Annotated in this window: 23 protein-coding genes, 2 tRNA genes and 1 pseudogene; 12 read left to right on the top strand and 14 right to left on the bottom strand. The window is 57.4% G+C overall.

Annotation, left to right across the window (positions count from 1 at the left end; genetic code table 11):
• Positions 1 to 710 (bottom strand): aspartate ammonia-lyase (gene aspA, locus HRF49_12415; GenBank protein ID MEP0815448.1); only part of this gene is annotated, 710 nt, incomplete at its 3' end.
• An 8-nt stretch (positions 711 to 718) separates the two neighbouring features.
• Positions 719 to 1180 carry an SRPBCC family protein gene (locus HRF49_12410; GenBank protein ID MEP0815447.1) on the bottom strand — a complete coding sequence of 154 codons (462 nt, stop codon included), beginning with the start codon at positions 1178 to 1180 and terminating at the stop codon, positions 719 to 721.
• 180 nt (positions 1181 to 1360) lie between these two features.
• Here HRF49_12410 and HRF49_12405 point away from each other — a divergent pair, with 180 nt between their 5' ends.
• Together HRF49_12405 and HRF49_12400 are read left to right on the top strand one after the other, a co-directional pair.
• Positions 1361 to 1906 (top strand): bifunctional nuclease family protein, encoded by a 546-nt coding sequence (locus tag HRF49_12405; protein MEP0815446.1) that lies wholly within the window; start codon positions 1361 to 1363, stop codon positions 1904 to 1906.
• Positions 1907 to 1931: 25 nt separating this feature from the next.
• Positions 1932 to 2198, top strand: a complete 267-nt coding sequence (locus HRF49_12400; GenBank protein ID MEP0815445.1) for a NifU family protein — start codon at positions 1932 to 1934, stop codon at positions 2196 to 2198.
• On the opposite strand, the gene HRF49_12395 is transcribed toward HRF49_12400, so the two are convergent.
• Genes HRF49_12395 through pdxT form a run of 3 tightly spaced genes read right to left on the bottom strand, consistent with a single transcriptional unit; the run spans position 2195 to position 5087 of the window.
• On the bottom strand, positions 2195 to 3775 hold the full coding sequence (locus tag HRF49_12395; GenBank protein ID MEP0815444.1) for a hypothetical protein: 1581 nt from the start codon (positions 3773 to 3775) through the stop codon (positions 2195 to 2197). The genes HRF49_12400 and HRF49_12395 overlap by 4 nt on opposite strands.
• 22 nt (positions 3776 to 3797) lie before the next feature.
• On the bottom strand, positions 3798 to 4523 hold the full coding sequence (locus HRF49_12390; GenBank protein MEP0815443.1) for a hypothetical protein: 726 nt from the start codon (positions 4521 to 4523) through the stop codon (positions 3798 to 3800).
• Positions 4524 to 5087 (bottom strand): pyridoxal 5'-phosphate synthase glutaminase subunit PdxT, encoded by a 564-nt coding sequence (gene pdxT, locus HRF49_12385; GenBank protein MEP0815442.1) that lies wholly within the window; start codon positions 5085 to 5087, stop codon positions 4524 to 4526.
• 581 nt (positions 5088 to 5668) lie between these two features.
• On the opposite strand from pdxT, the gene HRF49_12380 reads away from it, so the two are divergent.
• Both HRF49_12380 and HRF49_12375 read left to right on the top strand, forming a co-directional pair.
• Positions 5669 to 6853 (top strand): hypothetical protein, encoded by a 1185-nt coding sequence (locus HRF49_12380; GenBank protein ID MEP0815441.1) that lies wholly within the window; start codon positions 5669 to 5671, stop codon positions 6851 to 6853.
• Between the two features lie 142 nt (positions 6854 to 6995).
• Positions 6996 to 7589: a hypothetical protein gene (locus HRF49_12375; GenBank protein ID MEP0815440.1), complete on the top strand. Its 594-nt coding sequence runs from the start codon at positions 6996 to 6998 to the stop codon at positions 7587 to 7589.
• A 565-nt stretch (positions 7590 to 8154) separates the two neighbouring features.
• Here HRF49_12375 and HRF49_12370 read toward each other — a convergent pair.
• The 3 genes and pseudogenes from HRF49_12370 to HRF49_12360 all read right to left on the bottom strand — a co-directional run bounded on the left by HRF49_12370 (position 8155) and on the right by HRF49_12360 (position 11525).
• Positions 8155 to 8235: pseudogene (locus HRF49_12370) on the bottom strand (prepilin-type N-terminal cleavage/methylation domain-containing protein).
• Positions 8236 to 8406: 171 nt separating this feature from the next.
• Positions 8407 to 9633, bottom strand: a complete 1227-nt coding sequence (locus HRF49_12365) for a type II secretion system F family protein (protein ID MEP0815439.1) — start codon at positions 9631 to 9633, stop codon at positions 8407 to 8409.
• A gap of 263 nt (positions 9634 to 9896) precedes the next feature.
• On the bottom strand, positions 9897 to 11525 hold the full coding sequence (locus HRF49_12360; GenBank protein ID MEP0815438.1) for a hypothetical protein: 1629 nt from the start codon (positions 11523 to 11525) through the stop codon (positions 9897 to 9899).
• Between the two features lie 124 nt (positions 11526 to 11649).
• On the opposite strand from HRF49_12360, the gene HRF49_12355 reads away from it, so the two are divergent.
• The gene (locus tag HRF49_12355; protein ID MEP0815437.1) at positions 11650 to 12534 is read left to right on the top strand and encodes a biotin--[acetyl-CoA-carboxylase] ligase; all 885 of its coding nucleotides are present in this window, start codon (positions 11650 to 11652) and stop codon (positions 12532 to 12534) included.
• A gap of 17 nt (positions 12535 to 12551) precedes the next feature.
• Entirely contained in the window at positions 12552 to 12962 is a 411-nt protein-coding gene (locus HRF49_12350; GenBank protein MEP0815436.1) for a YraN family protein, read from the top strand.
• Here HRF49_12350 and HRF49_12345 read toward each other — a convergent pair.
• From HRF49_12345 to HRF49_12330, 4 genes are read right to left on the bottom strand one after another with little or no spacing between them, the layout of a single operon-like run.
• Positions 12943 to 15336, bottom strand: coding sequence for a hypothetical protein (locus HRF49_12345; GenBank protein MEP0815435.1), 2394 nt, complete (start codon positions 15334 to 15336; stop codon positions 12943 to 12945). The genes HRF49_12350 and HRF49_12345 overlap by 20 nt on opposite strands.
• Positions 15333 to 16196 carry an ABC transporter permease subunit gene (locus HRF49_12340; protein MEP0815434.1) on the bottom strand — a complete coding sequence of 288 codons (864 nt, stop codon included), beginning with the start codon at positions 16194 to 16196 and terminating at the stop codon, positions 15333 to 15335. The genes HRF49_12345 and HRF49_12340 overlap by 4 nt, the downstream gene beginning before the upstream one ends.
• Positions 16197 to 17627 carry a PQQ-binding-like beta-propeller repeat protein gene (locus HRF49_12335; protein MEP0815433.1) on the bottom strand — a complete coding sequence of 477 codons (1431 nt, stop codon included), beginning with the start codon at positions 17625 to 17627 and terminating at the stop codon, positions 16197 to 16199.
• Entirely contained in the window at positions 17624 to 18640 is a 1017-nt protein-coding gene (locus HRF49_12330; protein ID MEP0815432.1) for a hypothetical protein, read from the bottom strand. The genes HRF49_12335 and HRF49_12330 overlap by 4 nt, the downstream gene beginning before the upstream one ends.
• Before the next feature lie 81 nt (positions 18641 to 18721).
• On the opposite strand from HRF49_12330, the gene HRF49_12325 reads away from it, so the two are divergent.
• Positions 18722 to 19234, top strand: coding sequence for a hypothetical protein (locus tag HRF49_12325; GenBank protein MEP0815431.1), 513 nt, complete (start codon positions 18722 to 18724; stop codon positions 19232 to 19234).
• 98 nt (positions 19235 to 19332) lie between these two features.
• A tRNA-Ser gene (locus tag HRF49_12320) sits at positions 19333 to 19423 on the top strand.
• A 72-nt stretch (positions 19424 to 19495) separates the two neighbouring features.
• Here the strand turns inward: HRF49_12320 and HRF49_12315 are convergent.
• Positions 19496 to 20995, bottom strand: coding sequence for a tRNA modification GTPase (locus HRF49_12315; protein MEP0815430.1), 1500 nt, complete (start codon positions 20993 to 20995; stop codon positions 19496 to 19498).
• A 158-nt stretch (positions 20996 to 21153) separates the two neighbouring features.
• On the opposite strand from HRF49_12315, the gene HRF49_12310 reads away from it, so the two are divergent.
• Positions 21154 to 21774 carry an NYN domain-containing protein gene (locus tag HRF49_12310; GenBank protein MEP0815429.1) on the top strand — a complete coding sequence of 207 codons (621 nt, stop codon included), beginning with the start codon at positions 21154 to 21156 and terminating at the stop codon, positions 21772 to 21774.
• A gap of 197 nt (positions 21775 to 21971) precedes the next feature.
• Here HRF49_12310 and HRF49_12305 read toward each other — a convergent pair whose 3' ends face one another.
• Positions 21972 to 22367 carry a carboxymuconolactone decarboxylase family protein gene (locus tag HRF49_12305; GenBank protein ID MEP0815428.1) on the bottom strand — a complete coding sequence of 132 codons (396 nt, stop codon included), beginning with the start codon at positions 22365 to 22367 and terminating at the stop codon, positions 21972 to 21974.
• Positions 22368 to 22691: 324 nt separating this feature from the next.
• Between HRF49_12305 and rsfS the strand changes: the two genes are divergently transcribed.
• From rsfS to HRF49_12290, 3 genes are all read left to right on the top strand, one after another.
• The gene (gene rsfS, locus HRF49_12300; protein ID MEP0815427.1) at positions 22692 to 23015 is read left to right on the top strand and encodes a ribosome silencing factor; all 324 of its coding nucleotides are present in this window, start codon (positions 22692 to 22694) and stop codon (positions 23013 to 23015) included.
• Between the two features lie 2 nt (positions 23016 to 23017).
• Positions 23018 to 23090: transfer RNA gene (locus tag HRF49_12295), tRNA-Ala, on the top strand.
• Positions 23091 to 23199: 109 nt separating this feature from the next.
• On the top strand, positions 23200 to 23516 hold a 317-nt coding region (locus HRF49_12290), incomplete at its 3' end, for a hypothetical protein (protein ID MEP0815426.1).

Raw genomic sequence — 23516 nt, 5'->3', positions numbered from 1 at the left:
GTGTTCAAGCCCGTTCCGACCGCGCTCCCGCCCAGAGGCAGTTCCCGCAGAGCTTCCTTCGCCTGCGAGATGCGGCGATGCGCGCCCGCGATCATAGTCGCGTACGCGCCGAACTCCTGGCCGAGCCTTATCGGAACCGCGTCCTGAAGGTGCGTGCGCCCGCTTTTGATTATTCCGTCGAACTCCGCGGCCTTCGCCCGCAGCGCATTTTCGAGCGCCGCGACAGCGGGCAGCAGCCTGTCCTCGATTTCGATCAGCGCCGAGATGCGGATCGCCGTCGGGATCGTGTCATTCGTGGACTGGCCGTAATTGACGTGATCGTTCGGATTGACCGGCTTGTATTCTCCCAATTTGCCGCCGAGCAACTCGTTCGCCCTGTTGGCGATGACCTCGTTCGCGTTCATGTTCTGCGAGGTGCCCGCGCCCGCCTGGAACGCGTCCACGACGAAGTGCGCGTCGAACTTGCCGTCGAGCACCTCCCGCGCGGCCCGCGCTATCGCATCGCCGATTTCCTTCGGCAGCGCGCCGAGCTCGGTGTTGGCCAGCGCCGCGGCGAGCTTGACAACGGCCTGCGCCCGGACGAACGCCGGCTGCAGCCGGAATCCGCTCACGGGGAAATTGGCGACCGCGCGCGCGGTCTGCGCGCCGTAGTACGCGCCTTCGGGCACGTTCACTTCGCCAAGCGTGTCTCGTTCTGTTCGATAGCCCACGTTTCTGATTACCCGCCTTCCGCCAGCTTTGCGAGTCCCGCCAGCAGCGCTTCGCAGTTTTCCTTAACCAGCTTGTCCACCAAGCGCACGACCAGCGGGCCGATCATCGGCACCCCAAGCTCGAAATCCACCGATAGCTTCACAAGCGTGCCGCCGCTTCCATCCGGCGCATCCTCAAACGTCCAATCGCCGCTGTATTTTTTCATGTCGCCTTCGATGAGGGAAAACGTGCATTTTCTTGCCGCATCGTCCCAAATGTCCTCTTCTTTCCAGTAGATGCCGCGGTTGATCATCCCGGCGATGGACAGCGTGCCGCGCCAGGTCGTGACCACGCGAGCCCCGTCCTTTTCCACGGCTTTCACCTCGGTAAGGTCCGGCACGACATCGGGGAAACGCTCCGCTTCTTTCGCAAGCGCGAACACCTTTGCCGGATCGGCGGCAATCAAACGCTCAACTTGAATCAGCCCCATTTGATCTCCTTGGGCACAATGGCCGCGCCAATTGTACGACACCGCAAAGGCGCGCGAAATGGTTTCGAAATTGCGCGGCTTACTTGACGATGGCGTACGAGCCGGATAAAATTTGACCGGCGGGAAATGGGGTAATACAAGGTGCGGAACTTTCGGCCAGAAAGTAACCGCTGGAGACGGATGGCGCTTTGTAGAGTTACGGTGATGGATGTGCGGATAGACACCCGGAACGACGCTCCGGTTGTCATCCTGCGCGATGCAACCAAGTCCGATATGTACCTGCCCATTTGGGTCGGCGAGCCGGAAGCCGCCAGCATCCAGATGGCCATCGAAAAGCGCAACTACGCCCGCCCGCTTACCCACGACCTGATCGTTCATCTACTCGACCTTGCCGGCATTACTCCCATAATGCTCCGCATAGACCGGATAGTGGATCAAACCTATTTCGCCGAGTTTGTCGTGGAGGCCAACGAAGAACGCGTGGACGTCGACTGCCGTCCCTCCGACGGCATTGCTCTAGCCCTTCGCAAGAACATTCCAATTTACGTGGACGACAGGCTGCTGTACGAGATAAAGTTCACGGAAGGTGAAGAGGAAGTCGGAGAAGGCGTTGACGAGCCGCAAGAAGCGTTTGACCCGGAGCAGTTCAAGCAGTTCCTTCACACCATCACGCCGAAGGATTTTTTGGGTACGACCCCCGGCGAAGGTGCCGACAGGGAAGGCTGATTAAAAACATCAAGGATTATTACTAATGGAACAAACGATTACCCCAACCCCGCCCGAAGTTTTCGAGGAAAAGGTCAAGCAGGTTCTCGCTAAAGTGCGCCCGTTCCTCAACATGGACGGTGGCGACATCGAGCTTTTGAAAATAGACGGACGCAAGGCCTTTGTGCGTCTTCACGGCGCTTGCCATGGCTGCCCCGGAGCTACGCTGACGCTCAAAATGGGTGTGGAGCAGGCTCTGAAGGACGAAATCGCGGATTTCGAAGAGCTGATCGCGGTGGACGAGGCGTTTTAGCCTCGCGCTTGCGCGCTTTTGTAATCTTTTCTTTCGAGTTCCTCGATAAACGCGGAAAGCGAATACACGCTCCCGCAAATCAAAAACGTGCCCTGCGGCCCCGCGGTTTTTTCGGCGCGTGCAATCGCGTCAGCCGGCGATTTTGCTGCTTCCACCGAGATTCCCGCTTCTCCCGCGAGCCGGACGATTTCTTTCGCCGGCATTGGTTTCAGCACGTTGACGGAAGTTGCAAAAAAACAGCGCGCCACCGGCGCGATTTCGCACAGCATCGCGCCGACGTCCTTTCCCTGCTGACAGGTGAAAATCACCGGAACTTTCATTTTTTCCGGGTCGAACCTGAAAAGCGGCCCCTGATACATCGTAATGCTCGCCCGCAGGCTTCGCAGCCCGTCGGGATTGTGCGCGCAATCCACAATCGCGCGCATGCCGTCTTTCGTGAAGTGCTCGAAACGCCCGCGATATTTCGTGCGGTAAAGGCCGGTTCGCCACCTGTGGAATCCGGGATTGAATCCAAGCGCCTTCAAAGCAAGCACTGCGGTGAATACGCAATCGAGGTTGGCGCATTGAAAGCTGCCCATCTGGTCTATTGAAAATACGCGCTCGTTTTCGTAAACCGGGCGTCCGTACAGCGCCGCGAGATCCTGCATGATCATCGAAACCTTCTGGCGATTGAATCCGTAGTCGTATCTTACATGCTGAAACGTTTTGAACGCGGGCAAAAGAAAGCTGCCGCGCTCCGCGGCCGCGCCCGCGATTACGGTGTCCGCGTCGCGTCGCGCCGCGTCCGGTGTCGTTTCTACGGCCTCGCGCGCGACTCCGCCGCCCCAGACCACGATTCCGCTCTCCGGAATTATGCCGGCTTTTTCGCGGGCCTGGTCGGATGCCGATCTGCCCAGATGCCGCTGATGATCGGCGCCGATGTTCGTGATTACCGAAAGAAACGGGCGGCAGATGTTGACCGCGTCGAACCGGCCTCCCAGACCTACTTCGTAAACCGCGATTTCCGCTCCCATTTCCCGGAAAGCCAGCGCCGCGATGAGAAACGTCAACTCGAAATAAGTCAGTTTTTCCCCGGATTCGTCACAGGCCGCGAACGCAATCTCCGCCGCGCGCGCGAATTCGGCTTCCGAAACCGGATCGCCGTTTATTCTGACGCGCTCGCGGATTGTGAATATGTGCGGCTTGACGAAACTTCCAACCCTCGGCGGTGCTGTCCCCTTCGTCTCAAGCAAAAACCGCGCCGCGGAAATTTCGGGGGAATTCAGCCTGCGGCACCTGTTCGCAAGCTCATGATGCTCCGCTGTCGCGACATCCTCCTCGTGCAAATCGCGCACCAGCGCGCCTGCAGCGAAATCCGCGTTTTCCGCGGGTTCGTCGCGCGCGCAGAGTACGCTTGAAAGGTACGCGACCACGCTTCCCTTTCCGTTGCTGCCGCCGACGACGATGGATGGAATCGCCAGTTCCGGATTGCCAAGCCGCGCGGCCACCGCGCGAAGCCGATCCAAGGACAGATCCCATTTGCCGGGATCAATCGCCATAAGCCGCTTCTCGGCTTCTCTGTAGGACAGTTCAGGCACGGGCGATTTTACAATTGGCTGCCTAATCTCGGCTCTCCGATTCCGCGCTTTCCTGTCCGCCCTCGGCGACAGCGGATTCGCCCGCCGCATCCGGCTCCGGCTCGAAATACAGCAATCCCTTCTTGTTGAGCTCCGCAATCAGATCCTCTGCGCCGTCACGCATGAGTTTCCCCTCGAGGTCTTTCTGGGTTTTGACCGACATGGGATAGATTTTGTTTTTGTCCCAGGCGACCGCGGCGGTTCCGCGGCTCCAGCCGCTGACAGTGTCTATCACCCTGCATTCGATGCCCACGCGCCCGGCGGGCACGCTGTTCGCAATGGTCGGATAAAGCCCGCCTACCACTTTTACAACGAAAGTTCCCGTCACGATCGCGTCAAGGCCGAATTCCTGGCCGAGTTCACGCGACTTTTCGCCCATCAGCGGCGTATCAGGATCAAGCGAGACTTCGATTTCGACGAACTCGGTGTCGGGCTGGGCGTTTTTCAAACGGCCCAGAATTATGGACATAAATCGCTTTTCGCCTGCGCGTCCATCGCCGCGTTCAGCGAATCTGATCAATCCCACTCTTTTGTACGGCGTCAGCAGCGAAAGGTCTACAGCTTCTTCTTCTTTTACTTCCTGGCCCTTTTTGTCCTCGCCGTCCTGACTCCGTCCCTCGGGGAAAAGCGGCTTTGATTGGGCGCAATAGATCGTCGCGGCAAGCGCGGCGGCCACAAGCAAAATCATTGTCACGTGTCGAAGCATCACTTAAACCTCCTTCCGCGACAGCGCGGAAGAAACAAAATACCTGTGAACGGCATCGTCGCCGGTCAACTCGGGATGGAAGGACGAGATTATCACGTTCCCCTGTTCAGCCATCACCGGCTCATCCGAAAGCGAAGCCAAAACGCGTACTTCCGGCCCGGGCTCCGAAAAACGCGGCGCGCGGATGAAAACGCCGGTGAATTGCCGGCGGCGGTTCCCGTTCAACGCAATCGAAATCGGCGCCTCGAAACTGTCCACCTGTCGGCCGTAAGCGTTTCGCGACACCGTGATATCGATTGCCCCCAGCGGATTCACCTTCACGCTGCCGTCGTCGCCCAGCAGCCTTTTACCGAGCAATATCGCGCCCGCGCAGGTTCCCCAGACCGGCCTGCCGGAGCGGATGAAGTCGGAAACGGCATCTCGAAGCCCTGTGCGATCGAGAAGCAATGTAAACGTGGTGCTTTCACCGCCGGGGATAATCAGCCCGTCAACCCCTTCAAGGTCTTCCGGAAAGCGGACGATGCGCGCAACCGCTTTGTCCACCCGCGAAATCGCAAGGGCGTGCATTTCGTAGTCGCCCTGCAAGCCGAGAACACCGATACAGCATTCGGATTCCACAGCCAAATACTACCAGCGTCCGGCCGAATGCTGATTGACGCGAACGCCCAATGCAAACATTTGCTCACGCTTGAATTGTTGATTCGGCCGGACTTGCGCTCCTATACCGGCTGCGGTCCGGTTTTCAACAAGTTGTTCATTCCATTGTTGAAAACATCGGCAACTGTTACTATCTTTAACGGAATTTAATACAAGTTTCACATATTCAGTTTGGTTGGACGGAATCACCTGAAAAAAAGTTGTTCATCCGTGTTCGAAGCCGTTGACATTTCTGCCGGAACGGGATGCGCAAAGCGAAATTGACGGGCGATCGCGTGCGAAAACAATTCTTACAAGCCTGCAAACCGCCGGGGAATGTGAATAACCGGGCGGATTGGAGCTGCAAATGTCGGCTGTTTGTTGGCGGGTGTGGAAGGATGTTGATAAGTTAACTTGACAACGCAGCGGCTTGTTGATAAGATGTTGACAGCCTTCCGGCAGTTTCCGCCGGGGCTGTTGCGCCGCCTAATTCATTAGGTCGAGGATAAGTCATGGTTCGGCCATTTAGTCGAGTATTCTACGCGGCTTTGTTTACGTTGATTCCGGCGGCTATGTTGGTGACTTCGTCCGCAATCCCCGGCGTACAAACCGCGACTGTCACCGGATTTGTGTTGCCTTCATCGCCGGGCGGCGGGGTACGAGAACCCAAATGTATTGATTTGAGCGGCTTCGACAAGGCGCTGGAAGAGCTTTTAATGCTTCTCGACGGCGGTCCGGTCAAGTCCGTTACAAGCGGGATGACCAGACTCGAACGCTCGTCCGCGCTGGCAATAACAGGCGATTCGCTGGATAGCGCAAAACTTGGATTCGATACGAAGTTAATCGAACCCGCCCGCAATCTGGAATCGCTTATCGAAGGCGGCTCCGCGCTGCGGCTTCGCAAGGTGCTGGTTGACCGGGACTATACGCAGGCATATTTCGAAGATCCGCAAGTGTTTTCTTTCTACGAGGACGGACGGCTTGTCTATTCCGACAGCGGGTCTTCAAAGGTGTGCGTGCTTGATGAGGCCGGTGCGCTGTTGGTTTCTTTCGGAGGCGAAGGAGACGGGCCCGGCCAGTTCCGCCAGCCGTCCGCGATAGAAATCGACAGGCTGGGCAGGATATACGTTTGCGACCGGGTACGCGGCGACATCCAGGTTTTCGACGAAAAGGGCGCCTATCGCGGCACCTTGGCCAGAGGTTTGTCCGAGCCGGTCAGCATGGTGCTTTGGGAGAGTGCGAAGCTTTTTGTTGTCGATCGGGAAACTTCAATCATTCACGTTTACAACGTGGCCACAATGAAAGAAGAAGCGACCTTCGGCGGCAAGGGAACGATTCCAGGCAGGTATATCAGGCCCAATTCAATCTGCATCGACGCGCTGGGAAGCCTGCTTGTCGCCGATTCCGGAAACGACAGGATTCAGGTGTTGAACCGGAAAGGAAAGGTGGAGCAAGTTTGGAGCGGCATCCGCTATCCCCAGGCGGTCGGCGTCAGTCCGTCCAATCAGGTTTACGTCCTTTGCGACACCATCCGCAAGTACAATTCCAACGGCATACTTTTGGCGGAATGGGGCAGGGCGATTCAGTTCGAGGACGGAACCCGCTATTTCCTGGGCAACGGCATCAACCCGGAGCTGCGCAACCTGCTTTTGATCAACGATCGGTTTTACGGAAACATCCTGGTTTACGAACAGTAGTTCAGGCTTGGCCGCAATTTGGTCTTGTCACCGCCGCCCGCAGCGGCGTACGGTATATCGCGCAAGTTGTATATCAACATAAACGCGCGCTCCTGATAAAATGAACCCCGGCCTTTCCCGGCCGTCCGATTAACGTCCCCAAATGCTTCGCTGGTTCTATTTTTCGCTTGCGTCCGCCTCACTCGTATGGGGCGTTTCAGGCTGGGCCGGACATTATTTGATTGCGTTCCGGTCGCAATCGCTCATCAGCATTTCTATCGGAGCAATTGCAGGATTTGCCGCAGCTGCGTTGTTGCGTGAAAGGAACGCGCTCAAACCGGTTTTGTTTTTGCTTTGGCCGCTCTGCACAGCCGCGGCGTTTTTTTCAATGAAGGGCTCCTTCGATTTTGCCGATTATAGTTTTACGGAGCTGCTAAATTTCGAAGTGGTTTTCATTTGGGGAACCTTCTTATGGGCGCTTTTGGTTTTATGGCCGCGTTCCGGGAAACTGCCGAGGGGCGGGGGCCGTTTTCGAAAGCGCATCTGGCAGCAACCGCTAAGCGAAAGTGCTCCGGTGCATTCATTTCGCCTTGCACCTGAACCGGAAGAAGAAAGCGCGGAGCAGGGGCAGGCGGCCGAGCCGACGGGGCCGGAAGACGGCGGCGCCGCTCCCGCCGGAATTGGTGATACCTTTTCGCAGCCCATTAGCATTGAAGATGCGATGCGCCGTGACGGCACGTCGGAAAGATGGGATTGAGTCAGTTCAATAAAGTCCAGACGGGAAAACCGGTTCCCCTGCGACGGATAATCGGTTGAAAAACCAAGTTAAATCTTCGCACTCAAAACCCAACGACAACCAGCAGCATCCAATCCATTAGGTTGCCACAACAATGCTCGGGTAACTCTGTACAATTCCCTTTGTTTGTTGCGCACGAACTATTCGAAAGAAAATCGAGCAAAAAAAACGGGCCCCGAAGGGCCCGTCATTTGATCGCAGCCTGATTAAACTATGAGATTACGATCTCGCCGCTTTCGTCAACAGTGATGTCGCCGACGTTGGGCACGGTGATGGTGAAGGTGAAGCCTTGGCCGCCGTTGGTTTGGGAGTAGCTGATGTCAACTCCGGCCCTGCCGTCGAAGTCGGTCGTAGTGTTGAAACGGTCGTCCAGGTACGGGCCGGGAGGCGTCGTATCGGTGAGTTCACTCAAATCCGCAGCATAGTTGCCGTTCGCCGCGTAAAACGCGCCGTTGCCGCTTCTAACCGTCGAGCAAATGCCGGTGCCCCAGCTTCTCATCGCCGCGGTGCGGGTGGAAATCAGGGTCGGGATCGCGATCGCCGCGATGATGCCGATGATCGCAACCACGATCATCAACTCGATAAGGGTAAAACCTTTGGTCCTCATCAAAGTACTACCTCCAAAAAAAAGTAAAGTTACAACAGCCGACGATATTTTTACCCGAGTTTGCGGACGTCGCAAGTTTTCGGCGGGTTGGCGGAAAAAAATCCAGTGCCCGCATCAATATTGACTAAATCCGCGCTATCGAACGAATGTAAAAATTGTCGCATTTGTTAATTACTTCATGTCGCGGAGCACGGCGATCATCTTGAAAAGCGGGAGGAGAAGGGCAATTACAATGCCGCCGACCATCGTGCCCATAACCGTAATCATTATCGGCTCCAGCAGCGACGTCAGAGCCTTGACCATGGACTCCACTTCCGCGTCGTAGAAATCGGCGATCTTTTGCAGCATCTCGTCAATCGCGCCCGATTCCTCGCCGACCGCAATCATGTTAGTCACCATCGGGGGGAAAACGCCGCACTTTTCCAAGGGGGCGGCGATGGTTTGGCCTTCCTTTATCGAGTTGCGGACGGACGAAATCGCATTTTCGATCACCACGTTGCCCGCGACTTCTTCCACGATTGTCAGAGCGCCGATGATGGGCACGCCGCTGGAAAGAAGGGTGCCCAGAGTGCGTGTGAACCTGGCCACCGCGATTTTTTTGTTCAGAAGGCCGAACACCGGGAGCCGGAGGCGGATTCGGTCGAACACCAACCTTCCCTGGGGCGTTTTGTCCAGGAATTTGAAGGTCCATACCAAGCCGATTACAGCCGCAAGGTAGAGCCACCAAAAGCTTTTCATCGAGTTCGAAACGAACATCAAAATCCTGGTGGGCATAGGAAGCGCGCTGCCCAGTTGGGAAAACATCTGCGCGAATACGGGGATGACGTTGATCATAAGAAAGGAAATGACGATGATCATCACGATAAGGATTGCTTGCGGGTATTTCATCGCGGCGGATACTTGGTCGCGCAGCGCCACTTCCTTTTCAAGATGCACCGAAAGCCTCTGCAGCGTGATGTCCAGCGAGCCGGACTCCTCTCCCGCCCTCACCATCGAAACGTACAGCCTGGAGAAAATCTTCGGATGATGCGACAGACCGGTGGACAGAGGGGCGCCGCTTGACACCTCGTCCCTGATTTTGCTGATAGCGTCTTTGAACAGCTTGTTGTCGGTTTGGCTTTCAAGTACGCGAAGGCATCGGATCATCGTCAAACCGGCGTTGATCATCGCGGCGAATTGTTTGCTGAATACCGCGACTTCTTTCACGGTCACCTTCCCGGTAAGCCGTTCCAGAAGGTCGGGTCCGGTTTTTTCGGAAGATCCCGCTTCAGTAATGTTTGTAATCAAGTAGCCGCTGGAGCGAAGCTTGCTAATGACCGCGTTGCGATCGGCGGCGTCCATGACTCCGCTCATGCTCTTTCCCGAGCTATCCCGCACAACGTATGAAAATCGAGCCATATCCGCACCCCGTAAAACCGGATCGTGCAAAGTATAACACGCGGGGACGCGCTTGCGCGACCGCCGCGTTCGGAGCTTTGCTGGCGGCGGTGCTCGCTCCAAGACCGGGGCGGGGCAAGCCCGCCTGCGGATGTATTTTAACTCAAGGCAGGCAAACTTGGCAACAAGAACCGTCCGGCGCGGCCGCCGGCGGAAAACGCGTTAATCCGTCCCGGCGAGGAGCCGTCCTCCTGGGGTTGGACGATTCCGCGCCGCCAATCCGGCTACGACGATGTAATCGTTATTTGCAGAGGATTGCCCAGGCCGAAGGGGAGCAGGTTTTGCGAGAAGTCCGGATTCGGGCTGCGCAGGTAGATGAAGTTGCTTGGGTCGTGGAAGCTGATAGTCGTATCTCCCGTGCCGATCGCGGTGAAAGTCACGTATGCAAGCGTACCGGTGGCGCCGTCCGGCGCCTCGCCTATGCCGGGCTGGCCTTTCTTTTGTGTGTTGTTGAAGCCGATCGTGTCGGAATCCACCTGCACCCCGAAGAACAGCGAGCCGGGGAACTCCGGGAAGTAGTTCGGATGCGCTCCGTCGAGCGACGCGGCGATGGACTCGAACTGCAGCTTCGCCGGATCGTAATCGAGCCGGCAGTTGGTTGAAAAGACGTTTATGCCGCTTATTAGCCGCACTTCGAGCACGACAGTATTTCCGCTGACATAGGACGGCTGCTCGGTGAACAATTCAAGGCGGGTTGGAATGGACGTGCTGACGATGCCAAGCGCGCTGTCGAGACCCTCATTCGGCGAGTCTTCGGGAAGCGATACGGGGCGCACGACGTATACGTAGCTGCCGGGGACTTCCAGCTCGTCGTTGAAAAGGTAGGTCAACGCCTCGTTGGGCGGCTGTCCTTCCCCCCAGATTCCGTCGCGGACGACGGTCGCGGGCGCGCCGGGATTGATCGGATTCGGCAGCTTGTCGCCGGGGCCGAATACCGGCTCGACGCCTTCAACGTAAGTGGTTCTGTAGATGTTGTATCCCACCAGCGTGTTAAGCCAGTTGAGCGCGATCGGTGTGATGTCCGATACTCCGACTTCGCCGCTCTTGTCGCCGTCTATCAGCTGCTCCCAGGGATCGTTGCCCTGGCCGTCGGTGGTATTTGCGTTGAAATTAAGCGCTATGGGCGTGACGTCGGCGATTGAAACCTCGCCGTTGTTGTTGTAGTCGCCGACGTTTTTCTCGACCCAGGTTAAGGTGACCGTGCCGTCGCCGTTGTCCACCGCGTTCAGCGGATCGACCTTGTTCCAAGGCTTCGATGTGTTCGGATAAGGATTTGCCAGCGCCTTGCGCTCGGGGGAGTTGGCAAAGGTCAGCGCAGCGATAAGCCCTTCGCCTGATTTCGTGCCGTTTTCGTCGGGACGGATGCGGGCGACAGCGCAGTGCACCTCGCCGTATTTGGGATAAAACAACGTAATTGTCTCGCCCGGCCCCCCAAGGAAATCGCCTTCCGCCGTGGACAGATACGAGTTCTTGGCAGGATCGTACCGGATGATGAAAAGCGCGTCGTACGCATCCGCAAGCCCGACCGATTTGACAAACAAAGTGGTTGTTCCCTCGCCGCGCACCGTTTCGAGCGACATTTTCGACTGGAGCCCCGGATCCGGGCTGCCCATTCCATTGATTACAATCATTTCGAACGAGTCTGAAACGATGCCCGTTCCGCGGGGAACCTCCGATATCCTGGGCGGGCGGGGCGGCATCACCTGCGCGCTTTCGAAGTCTATGGTCATCGCGGCGCGAGCCAGAGTCCCGGAATCGGCTGGCGCTCCCGCGCTATTGAATGAGGAGTTGCCGCAGCCTGCGGCAATCGCAAGCGCGGCGGCGATGATCAGGATAATGACGGCGTATCTCAACTTGTGCCTCCGGAAAACCGCGGGATTATATCAGACATAGCACTTTTTCTAATGCAACATAGGCGTCGCGGCCTACATCGCACGCCATTGACTATTCTGGTAACTTATATGCCATAATATCCCCGTGTTAATCGAGCAGTGTCCCGGTTACTGGGAATACAGCTTAAACGAGTTCAAGGAATGGCTTGGTCGGCGCTCTCCGGGTGCCGAAGCATTCAAGCCGGCATTTGCAGCTGTTTCGGAAGCCCAATACTATTTCCCCCTTGTCACATCCACGAATGACCTGCTCAAGTCAAGGCTTCGCGCTTCCGAAAGGGGCACGATGCTGGTCGTCTGCGACGGCCAGACCGCAGGGCGCGGCACCGGACGCCGAACCTGGACGGACAGGTTCGGGAAGGATCTGCTTTTCAGCCTTGCGATGGATGTGTCGGATTTCAAGCCCCGCGGACTGCTATCGCTCGCCGCGGGAGCGGCCATAGCCCGCAATATCGAAGCGTTGATAAACGTTCCGGTCGGAGTCAAGTGGCCCAATGACATCGTCATCGCCAAGCGCAAGGCGGGGGGGATTTTGGTGGAATTGCTTTTCGACTCTTTTGCCGTTGTGGGAGTCGGAATAAACTGCCGCAGCAGGCGCGCGGATTTTCCGGAAAAGCTCGCGCCCGCGGTGACGTCCATAATGGAAGAGCTTCCCGGCGGCGTGGAGCCGGAACATCTCACTTTTCGCGGCCAGCTTTCGAGGCTGCCGTTTTTGATAGCCGCGGCCGGCGGAATCGTCGAAGCAATATCCGCCGGTTCGTCGGGAAGCCTTGCCGGACTGCTGGCCGAGTTCGAAAAGCGCGATCAGACCCGCGGCGCGACGCGTATGGTGCTTGTGGACGGCGGATACGTGAGCGCGGAGTGCCGCGAGGTCGATTACGAAACCGGCGAACTGGTCGTGAGATTGTCCGACGGGAGCTTGCGAAGAGTCGCAAGCGCCCAGGACGTTCTTGACCCGGAAACAAACGTTTGACGGAAATGCAAAGAAGGATGAATACAGAGCCGGAACCGGAACAATTCGAGGAGGGAGGCCCGGACGACAGGCAGCGTATCGGCGCGCAGGGCGAAGAGCTTGCGTGCGGGGAGCTGGTCCGCCTCGGTTATACGATTGTGGAGCGGAACAAGGAGATTGCCGGAGGCGAGCTAGACATCATCGCGGAAGACGGAGATGTCACGGCCATAGTCGAAGTGAAAACTCGAATCAAGGGCGAAGTGTTCCGGCCATCGGACGCGCTGACCTGGCACAAGGCGAGGCAGATAAAAAAGCTTGCGAAAATGTACCTGTCTTCAAAGGGCTTGCTTTACAAAACGCTCGTCAGATTCGATCTTGCGGAGGTGATTCTGGCGCCCGGCACTTTGGAGCCGCTTGAAATAAGGATTTCTAAGCGTTACTTCGACTAGCCTTCGAAAGCGCAAGCTTTATGTCGGTCAGATAAAGCGTGTCCTTCAACGATTTTACCGTGATGAACAACGTTTCGCCTTGAATGTCGCTTCCGTTTATCGTCAGCCTCGCTTCCCTCGAACCTTGGGAAACCACGCGGGCTGGAACCGCGAGCCCTCGCACCGACACTTCGAATTCCCCGCCTTCCTCCCCGCTCCAATATTGGGATGTGCTGACGTTGACAGACAGGCTGTAATTGGCGTTGGGATCGACCGGAGTTATCCGCGCCGCGAAATCGATACGTCCGTTCTCGCGCAGCTCCGCCAGTGCCGCGACGTCTCCATAGCCGAAATAGGACGAGCCGATATTTGCCGCCGACTGCGGCTGTTCGAAATCATAAGGCTCGATATTGATGGATGGATTTGCAGGCGTGCCTCGCGGAGCGGGCAAGTGATGCACGACAAAGCTTGCCGCTTCGCTTGAGAATCTCGACGAAGGCGCAAGCTCGATGGATGGTTCCTGCAAAAACACGCAGAATTTCAATTCGTCCCGGCCCAACCCCGAACTGTCGAGTGATTTCTTTGCCGCGGCTACGATTTCATGTCTTTTGTCGTACAGCGAGCCGAATCGTGTGTTTTCCGCGCGCGTTTCGGCTCTCCATTCGGGCGGCTTGAACCAGCCTTCCTGCGCGATTTGCCCCAGGCTGCGCTCTAGGCCGCGCGAAAGTATCCAGCTGTCCATCACTCGCCGGGGAAAGCTGTATTCGATTTTCTCGCGGCTTTCATCCCAGCGCGCTTCGCCGAAATTTCCGGGGATGAATCCGTCGAACCACGTGATGTACGGAGTCCATTTGTTCAGTCTTCTCTCGACGGAAAGCGTCGGCCTGGTGCGGACGACCGCGCCCAAACCCGACGACGCTGTCCTAACCGGTTGCGGATAGCCGTATCGGCTCTGCTCCTTTTGCTCCGGCGGGACTGAAGTGTGGACCGCGATGGCTTCTTCCTTCACGTTCAAGCCGGACTTTGTGCTGAAGGATGAATATTGAAGGTAATTCGCCCGCGCGAGCGCAACGGGTACATCCTGAAAGACATGTACTTCGTCTATCTGCCGTACGATGTTTTGCGTGCCGCGCGTCAGGTAGCCGAGAAGCACTCCGAATCCGGTGAACAGGATTATCACCGCGGGAATCGTCGCCCAAAGAATCACGCGGTTTTTGCGCCTCGCGACCAGCAGGTAATTGACCGGGCCGACAAGTACGACATAGAGCAGGATGAAAAACGACGCTACTCGCGGTTGCACCGGCTTGGCCTGGGGAATATCCTTGAGCAATGCGGCCATATTGCCGGGATTTATTGAGTGCTCTTCAAACCTCCCCCTGCATAGCGGGCCGATCAGCAGCCTGCGCCACACCGTGTTCCAGCCGGCCCAGCCTCTGATCGAAGGCTCGCTGTAATCGAGATTCATTTGAATAACCGTGCCGAGTCCGTAATCTTTTTTGACTATTAGAGGGTAATCGGAGCCGGCGATAGTTTCGGCATTCGCGGCGGGCTTTTGCCCGGCGGCCACCATCACCTGAACCGAATTCGGTATGGGTACGCCTCCCAACTCCGCGAGCTGGCCGAGATCGCTCGACGGCTCCGCGCTTGATATAGGCTGCGGCATGAAATTTCCCAGCGGAGACGAGTATGCTTTCGGACCGGCTACGCCGTGGCATAGGACGAGCACTCCTCCCGAAGCTGCGAAAGCCGCCAGCCCCGCCGCGTCGCGCTCCGCGATCCGCGAATAATCCCCGTCGCGGACGACAAGCACGTCCACCGCTTTCAGATACAACGGTCCTGCCGAAAGCAGTCTTGACAGCGGCACCGTTCCAACCTTAATCGATCCGGAAAGCAGCTTCGTGTCGAACTGCGAGAAATACGACGATCTGCGCGTGAGCACATCCATTCCATTCAGGTAGGAAAGTCCGCCGCTCTTTTCGTCTATCACCAACAGCACGGCGTCTTCCGGCGCCGCAGCAGAAGAAAGGTTGCCCGATTTTTCCCATGCAATTCGCCCGGCTCCGTCCAGAATCACGATTTCAATGGAATTCGGAGGGGGATCGAAATCCACCGGAAGCATTTCGACTACGGTCGCGCCCGGTGCGATGAATATATTCGACTCGATAACGTTTTCCCCGGTGCTAACCCTCGCCTTCCCGGCAAATTGAGGCTTTCCGTCGGGATTTGTTATTTCCAGCGTGATCGGATTAATCCTGCCCAAGTGCGGCACATTCCCCGGGCCGATTTCGTACGACACAACGAGTCTTTCGGCCGGCCGGTCGCCCTGTGCGGCAGATGGAAAAGACAATGCGAAAACAAAAAAAGCGGCGAGCGCCGCAAGCCCGCGCGCGATCACCGAAGCCCCATCCTTATTTTTCCGTAGTTAACGACTGCCAGCAAAGTTGCGAGCAGCGCGATTAAACATTGGATCGTGACGGCCTGCAGCCAGAACGGGTATCCCTTGACTGAAAGCAACGCGGTCGCGGCCGCGCTTTGGAGGCTCGACGTTCCGGGAAACAAAACATAGTAAAGCGCGAATCCCGGATTGAGGTAAACGCTCGCGATACCCAGCACCGTGTGCAAGGATTCGGAAATTACGGAGCCGTACTGCGATGGAGATAGAAACCGGATTCCGAAATAAAGCGTTCCAACGGTTCCGAAAATCAGAGTTGTGAAAGTGCGGCCCAGCGCGGCGCGGGTGTCCTTGCTCGAAACGCTGATCAATAATCCGATCGCGCTCACAAGGAAGACGAGGGCGAATTCGACGAGGATGGCCGCTCCCAGCTCGGATATCTCCCATCCGCCGAAAGTGTACGAAAGCGCGAAAAACGGCAGACCGGCAAAAAGAAGCAGCAGGATAAACAGGATTGAGGATGCAAGCTTGCCGGATACGATTTCGGCGTTGGAGAGCAGGGTCAGGTTCATCAGGTCTATAGTTTCTCTGTCCCTTTCCTGGGTGATCGCGCTGCCGTTGAAGGTCAATCCGAAAACCGCCGTCAGTATTAACTGGGAAAAAAGCACGCCGACCGCAAGGTTGCGTCCGATGTCGGATGCGGAGCTGTACCCGTTTTCGATCGAGACGTATCCCTGGATCAGCACGAAATAGCTGACTAGCGCTATGACCGCGAGCATGAAAACCAGGATTCCGATTGTCGAAAGCCCCCTGGCCTTTTGCCGGAACTCTTTTATTACCAGTATTCCGAGTCTTGGAAGCATTTATCCGAATTTAAGCACCTGAAAGTATCCGTCAGTGTCAAGCGCGTAAATCGCGTCCTTTGAGCAAACCGGCGCGGATTGCAGCGCGGTCGGCAGGGCGATTCGCTGAAGTATCGTTCCATCCCAAGATATCACGACCGCTTCCGCGCGCTTGGCTGCCAGCATAGTATAGCCGTTGCCGTTCGCTTCAACCACTTTGCGGGTGTCCACTTCGGGCGGATTCCGCACCAGCTCTTCTCCTGCTTTCTCGCCGTCGGGTCCTTTTGTGGCTTCCCTCCATTGTTCCATCGAGATTCCCCTGAACGGCTGCTTTCTTCGCACGTAATCCTCGAGTTCCCCCCTTGCCCGCGGAAGCGTGAAATCGATCGGCTCGTGAATCGAGCAAATGGTCACGACGGCGTCCTCGAATCCAAGCGTCAATCCTCCGGGGGGGGTGGGCAATTCGATTTTCCATTCAACCGAAGCGTCTTTTGAATTCACGCAGTAAAGAAAATTCCTTTCGTCGCCTATTATTGTTTTTCCATCGTGAACCAGCGGAACTCCGGTGCTTCCTCCTTCGAGCGACAACAACAGCCGCGTTCTTCCGTCCTCGGCGTCTACTTCGTATAAGCCCTTGTCTGAACACGTCAGATACAAATTTTCTTCCGCGAGAGCGGGAGTCGCCAAAAGTGACAGGAAAAAGGAAGCCGCCCATTCGACGGAGCCCGATTCCGCGTTGAGCGAATACAGAATTCCGGCCGGTGTCGCGAAAATAACGTTACCCAGCGCGAAAACTGGATCCGCATCGCACGGTTCCGAATGCGCAAGGCTTTTCGTCCAAATCGTTTTTCCGGTTTCCGCATCCGTGCAATAAAACCTGGATTCCGTGTCGGCGAAATACAACCTGCCGTCACGGATGACGGGGATGGTCCTCACACCGCCCATCTGTTCCGCGCCTTCCGATTCCCAAAGCAAATTCCCGCTGTTCGCATCGATCGCCCTCAATCCGCCGGGCATCGTTCCGTAAAAAAGAACGCCCTTGTAATAGCGGCCGCCCACGTGAAAACGGCCGGGCGGTAGCTGTTTGCGCGTTTGCCAGATTCTCTCGCCTGTTAAGGCGTCCACGCAAAGAATCCTTCCTTGATCGTCCGGCACGAAAAGCTTGCCGCCCGCGTAAATCACGCCGCCTTGCTGCAGTCCCTGCTTTTCGAAAATGGGTTCGCCCGGCACCCTTTCGACAAGGCGCAGTTCGCCCAGCTTTCCGCCGACGAAAGTGTCGTGGTTTTCGTTGCGCGCGTACTGCGCCCAGATGTCATCGGGATCGGATTTGGCGAAGATGGAGCGCCGGGGAGAGTTTGTTTCCGGCTTTATTTCGGCTTGATTGCAGGAGATTTGATACATCGCCGCAAGGATGGCGCAGGCGGCGGCGATGAAAGCTATGGCGGCTTTCACTCCCAGTCCACCACCTCTAGTCCGGCGGGCGCGGGGCGCGCTATGAACGCGCATTCAAGCATTCCCCCCAGCTGGCTCATCGCACGCACGGGCAGGTCGCTTGGCGGCTCGTTCCTGAACAGCCCTATCACGGCGGAGCCGCTTCCCGCGACCACTACGCGGTCGGCCCGCTCGCCCTGCAGCCAACCGAAAAGCAGTCCCGCGTCCGGATTGTGTTTGAGCATCGCGAGATCGAAATCGTTTCGGACGAAGGACATAAAATCCCCGCCGGCCGCAATAGCGTTCGCGAAGCCGCGCGTCGTCCGCGCGGACCGGCAGACGCCTTCTTCAAGGGAAAGCAAGGAATCGAGCAGTTTGTACGCTTCCTCGGTGCTCGAACCCGACGCCGGCTTGAGTACGGCCGCGAAAAAAGGTGGAGATTCGCCCAAGTCGTACAACGTTTCGCCGAAATGCTCTGCCATCATCAGCCCGCCCGAAAGGAAAAACGGGACGTCCGCGCCGATTTCCGCCGCCATCATCGCCATAGATTCCGGCACGGCTTCCAGGTCGAACAGCCTGACGAGCGCGACTATCACCGCCGCTGCGTTTCCGCTTCCGCCGCCCAAACCCGCCGCCGCGGGAATCCTTTTCAGCAACCGCACGCGCGCCGGGAACGTATGGCCGAACGCGGCGCAAACCGCGCGCCATGCCTTGTGCGCCGTATTCTGCGCGCCGGTTGGGATTGCAGATCGCGTTTGCAGCGGGGAGAGGCCGCGGTCGCCGACTTCCAGCAAATGCGCATCCGAGTCGCCGTCCAGGACGATTTCCAACCTGGCTGCGTCCGGCGCGGGCGGGCCGCCGTTCGAGCTGCGGATGGAAGCGGCCTCGCCGGTTTTTTCGACTGTGACCACGTCGAAGTGGTCGAGGTTGCACAGAACCGTCGAAACGTAGTGCATCCCCGCGGCGGAATCCCGTCCCAGCACTTCGAGCACCGGATTGAACTTGGCGAAGCTCTTAATCGTGATTTTTCGCACGGAAGAATTGTAGCCCAAGCGGGACTTTAGTTGTTTGTTTCCGGCAGCTGCCGGTGGAACTTGACCGAGATTAGTGTAATCATGCCTATTGGATTGAACATGTCTATTTTAATGGCGCGCGATCCAGTCTTGATTTTTGCAGTGCAGGTTCTGCTTTCCGCAGGGCTGATGGGCGCGACTTTTTGTGGCTCCGGATATCGCCTCAGCGAGGATAGTGCCTTCGGTGTGCTCGGCGGGTTTGTCAGCTTGCTTTTGTGCGCGACGGGTGTTTTCTTCTTCGGCTGGTATTGGTGCTTGTTTTGGTTGTTGGCCTATTCACTTCGGCTTTTGCTGATGAGGGGTCGAAGCGTCGTGTATGCTCCCGAGCCGGAAAAACCGGATATTGACTACGGTCACTTCGGGGACATCGCCAAAAGAGTTTCCAACCGCAAGAAAGCGGAAGTTCCCGACGACGAAACGCTTCGCGACCTTCTTCGGCGCGATAAAACGGAGGAAGCGCGCAATCATGCGCGGGAAATGATGGAAGTGGCGCGCTCTTTGGGCGATGAAAAGCGCGCCGCGGAGTACGCGCGCTGGTTGGGTATCGCACCGTAACCAACACCTGTCAACCATTTGCCCCGCGGAAAGCGCCTCGGCTTCCTGCGCGCTTACTGCCAAGTATGAACTTGGTCTTTGGTATAATGCCGTCCCCCGGAGAGGTGGCCGAGCGGCTGAAGGCAGCTGCCTGCTAAGCAGTTATACGGGTGTAAGCCTGTATCGCGGGTTCGAATCCCGCCCTCTCCGCTTTAAAAGCGGTGCGGTTGTAATGAAATCGCTAATCGCAGTCAGGTCGCTTCGGATCAAAAGCCTGCTTCGCTACTTCCCCACGCAGAAGCCGCGGAAGATTTCGTTTATCAAGTCCGCCGTGGGCTCCCGGCCGGTGATTGCCGCAAGCTCCCGCTGCGCGTCGGCCAGGTCGATGCAAACGAGGTCGGTCGGGACGCCCTGTCGCAGCGATTCGGATGCATGGCGCAGGAAGTAAAGCGCCTTTCCGACGCGCGCCCGGTGGCGCTCGGAGATTAAAACCCTGTCTTCGATCGAAACGGGCGAAAGCGACGCGGCAAGCCACGCGCGCAGCGCTGCGACTCCCTCGCCGGTCGCGGCGCTTGCCTCGATCACGGGCAGGCCGGTCGCCATTTCGATTTCCGCTATCGCGGCTTCCAGTTTTTTGCGCGACTTATTTGGGATTAAGTCTATCTTGTTCGCGACTAGGACCAGCTCCTTCAACTCGGAGAGTTCGGGGATTCCCGAAAGCGCGGAGGTTGCGGTTTCGCCGTATGGCTGCTTCAAATCAGACGCGTCGATTAGAAACAGCACGGCGTCCGCGTCCGCGAGCACTTTGTACGCCCGGGAGATGCCCTCTTTCTCCACTTTTCCTCCTCCCGAGCGCAGCCCCGCGGTGTCAACCAGCGTGAGCGTGAGCTGTTCCCATCCGAGGGTGAGTTCAAGGTAATCCCTTGTCGTGCCCGGCTTCGCGTCCGTCAGCGCGCGGTCGTATCCGGCCAGCGCGTTGAAAAGGCTGGACTTGCCCACGTTGGGCGCGCCCGCGAGCGCGACGCGCACGCCTTCCCGCAGCGCCTTGTTGCGGTCGTGGAACGCGACGAGGTCGTCCATCGCTTCGGTGATTTCGGCCAGGATTTCGCGCATCGCCTCGCGCTCGGCTTCCTCGCTGCCGGGCGCGACGGCGTACTGGCGGTGGCCGTCCTCCGATGGCGCGGGCTGGTAGCTCACGTCCGAAACATCGCCGGGGTAATCGAAAATCACTTCCAGCGACGCGCGCAATTTCACGATTCGCGCGTACCACTCCTCGACCTGCCGCCGCAGCCCGCCGGAGAGAAGCGAGCGGGCGGCCTCGATTTCGCGGCGGGATTTGGAGGCGATAAGCTCCTGAACGGCTTCGGCCTGGGAGAGGTCCATCTTGCCGGAAAGGAACGCGCGCTCGGTGAACTCGCCTGGGTTGGCCAGCCTTGCGCCCAGCCTTATACATTCATCCACGACTTCATTACCGAGTATCGGATTTCCGTGGATGGAGAACTCGACCATATCCTCGCCGGTATAGCTGTGCGGCGCCCGGAACCAGAGCGAGATGCAATGGTCGATGAGCGAGCCGGAGCCGTCCGCGCGGCGCAGGCGCGTGTAGAAAGCCTGTGGGTCGGCGCCGCACCAGCGTTCCGGATCGGGGGTGCGGCCCGCGATTTTGCCCGCGATTTCATGCGCGCGCGGACCGGAAAGCCTGACGATTCCAAGCGCGGAGTGCGCGGGCGCGCCCGCCCAGGCGGCTATCGTGTCGTCAGGCGAAAAAATGCCGCGCTCCACGCGCAAAGTTTAACAGAGTGGAGGCTTTTGATGCGGTAAGGCAAAAAAAAGAGACGCCCCCTTTCGGGAACGTCGGGCCTGGGTTGCTCACCCAGGGGATGGAACGGTGATATTATACCCGAGGCACTGGCAAACGTCAAGCTGTCGAGAGCAGATTTGTGCAAAACTCCAATCGGGTAATCGCGTATATCGACGGATACAACCTATATCACGGCATTAAGGAACGCGGCTGGAATCGCTTTCTATGGCTAGATGTCCGCATGCTCGTATGCCAGTTGCTAAAACCGTACCAGGCTCTGGTTCATACAAAGTACTTCACTGCAAGATCCACCGGCAGGCAGGACAGCCGCAAAAGGCAAGCGCTGTACTTGGACGCTATTCAAACATTGCCGGATACTTCGTTGCACTTTGGCAAATTCAAGAATCTGGACAGGGAATGCCCGCACTGCGGATTCAAGGACACCGTGCCGGTGGAAAAAATGACCGACGTCAACATTTCGATCCAATTACTCGGAGACGCTTTCGAAAACCGGTTCGACTCGGCGCTTCTAATTTCCGGCGACAGCGATTTGGTTCCCGTAGTGAAAGCCGTCCGCGAATTGGACTCTGCAAAAAGAATCATCGTCGCATTCCCGCCGGGCAGGCATTCCAAAGAGCTTCAGAAATGCGCGACAGGGGCATTCATGATTGGCCGGGACCGTTTCTTGAAATCGCAATTGCCTAATCCGGCAACAGCCGGATCCGGCGCGGTTATCGTGCGGCCTAGTGAGTGGACTTGATTTACGGGCCAAAAAGCATTCTGTGGTTTACATGCACGAAAGCGCGTTTGACAGCCCGGCTGCTCCGAAAGCCAAATCCAATCTCCTCAAAAAAACGCGTTGGTGGCTCTGGCCGCGCCTCGCGCCCGCCCAGGCGGCTATCGTGTCGTCAGGCGAAAAAATGCCGCGCTCCACGCGCAAAGTTTAACAGAAACAACTTATCCCGCAGCCGCCGCCTTTTCGCGCACGTAGGCGGAGATGGCGTCGATTTCCTTCTTGAACTGCTCGAAGTCTTCCTGCATCCCGTTGATGTAAGTGCTCCAGCCGGCGCTGCTCTTCGCGAAGTGGACCGCATCCTCTATTTCCTCGTCGGTCGCGCCGTTCAGCCTTGCAGCCGCGGTGTGGAAGTACGCGCAATACTTGCATTTGGTGATCGCGGAAATCGCCACGCCGATAAGCTCGCGGTACTTGTTCGGGATTGCTCCCTCGGCAAACTGGGTCTGGAGCAATAGCTTCCATTCAAGCTCCAGCGAGCCGTCCGGAACGTGCTTTATGAAGCTGGGGACAATCCCGAAAGTTTCCTCGATTTCCTTGTATATTTCCTGACGCGTCATACCTTTCACCCCTTGAATTGGATATCCGGAATGCGCTCGGCGGACTCCTTACCGTTACCGACAGGCGACGTTGCGGCGCTCAAGCTGCAATCACGAAGGTTGTTACCCGCCGTTCAAATGGATTCATTGAAGCTGTTTTTCCAAAGTTCCAGCGGCAAGTGCGAATGTTATATAATGTCACCTGCCCGATAGCTCGGGCGATTCAGTAACGGGAGCCGCATTATCTCGGAAAAGCTGCAGCAACAAGAAATTCCAGGGCGCGACGGCACCGCGAGACCGGCCCGAGGCTCGGCATCGCGCGAGCCCGAGAGCCTGGACGAAGTAATGCGAATAGTGGCGGAGGCCGCGAAGGACAAGCTTGCGATCGGACTGCGGATATTGGACGTGTCCGAGGTGACCGATTTCACGGAGTATGTCGTTCTTTGCCAGGGGCAAACTCCGCTTCAGAACAGGGCGATTGCCGACAGAATCATTGAAGCGCTCAAAGAGTATGATATAATCCTGTCCAGCTTGTCGGGCTACCGTGCTGCCGACTGGATTCTGGTCGACTACGATAGCTTCGTCGTGCACGTTTTCCTGCCCGAGTTGCACGAATTTTACAGGCTTGACGAGCTGTATTCCGGCGGGCGGGAGCTTTTGCTTGATTAAGAGGGCCTGTGGCGCAGCTGGGAGCGCGTCTCCTCGGCATGGAGAAGGTCAGGGGTTCGAATCCCCTCAGGTCCACTTTTTGGATACTGACCGAATTCTTGGGAACAAGATCGGCGCGAGGCGGTCGGAAAGTCCGCTTCGCCGGGAATTGCGCCCGGATGCCGATCTCGCGGAGGTGACGTCGATGGCAAGATTCTTTGGATTGATTTTCTGTGCAGCGGCCGCATTCGCGGCACTTTCGCACGTTCCGGTGCAGGCGCAGTCCGTCAAGAATCCGACGGTTCTTCAATTTGCCCCGGTCGAAGACCAATACGACAGGTACATGCTTCGCTTAAGCCTTATGGGTACGGTTGTCCTCCCCCACACCGAGCCCGATTCCCTGCTTGTCCCGGAATTCGGAATCAACACCGTTTATGAAGACCGTGTAACTTCGGTGACCGACGGCGTCAACAGGCATAGAATCACCTATTACACCTACGACGTTTCCACGCTCAACTTCCT

Source organism: bacterium (assembly GCA_039961635.1).
Lineage (GTDB): Bacteria > 4484-113 > 4484-113 > JAGGVC01 > JAGGVC01 > JABRWB01.
This window is presented reverse-complemented; position numbering and strand designations above follow the sequence as displayed.